Here is an 814-nt window from a genome sequence, read left to right as displayed (position 1 = left end):
TTCTCCATAATAGATCCATAACTGACTACAGTGCATGTTCTTGTCTCAATCCTTCCATGTCCGGTGTTTTCCGACACATGCCTGGTGACTCTATTGATTATTTCATCTTTATCCTGATAATCGTCAATGATTTGTTTAGCCAGTTGATAATTTTTTTTCTTATTCTCCTTTATAGCTATAATATAATTTGCATCATGCTCAATAATGGTCTGGGTTATATCTTTCTGGCACCCCATCGCGTCAATTGTAACAATACAGCCACTTAGTTCCAAAGAGTTAATTAACAATGGAATAGCTGTAATCTCATTGCTTTTATCATCTACTTTTACCTGACCTAAAGAAATTCCATTAGCGGCAGACCAGGCGGAAACCATCCATAATTTGAATCCTTCTTTTCCCGTAGTATGTTCTCCATCACATTGGCTTGGACCACGCATGAGCTTGCCATCTATAGCTACAACGCCTTTCACCTCCTGGCAGACTTGTTTTACCCAATTACGAAAGATCAACTCAAAATACTCAGGCTTTATTATACTGAAGAATCTATTAAAAGTATCATGACTGGGGATGGACTCCAGGTCAGGTATGCGACTTTTGAAAAAAGTAATTTTCGCATTGCCAAATTCCTCAATCTCATTCCAGGATTGGGCGCCACAGATTACAGCAGCAATGGATATATAGATAATGGTTTCCATTTTATGTACTTTTTTACGGTTCATCCTAGGATCTTCTATTTGTTTACAAAGGTCAATTATGCCAATTTTCATGTTAGTTTATGTTTTAATATATCTTATAAAGATAAGAAAAACAATCG

The 814-nt window shown here is 36.5% G+C and carries 1 protein-coding gene; it reads right to left on the bottom strand.

Translation table 11 applies throughout. The annotated features are described in order from the left end of the window. Positions 1–767: ISAs1 family transposase (locus H8S63_RS19770; RefSeq protein ID WP_186927716.1), on the bottom strand; the 767-nt coding region annotated here is incomplete at its 3' end. Positions 768–814 lie beyond the last annotated feature (47 nt).

This window comes from Bacteroides sp. NSJ-39 (assembly GCF_014287315.1).
GTDB classification, from domain to species: Bacteria; Bacteroidota; Bacteroidia; order Bacteroidales; family Bacteroidaceae; genus Bacteroides; species Bacteroides finegoldii.
This window is presented reverse-complemented; position numbering and strand designations above follow the sequence as displayed.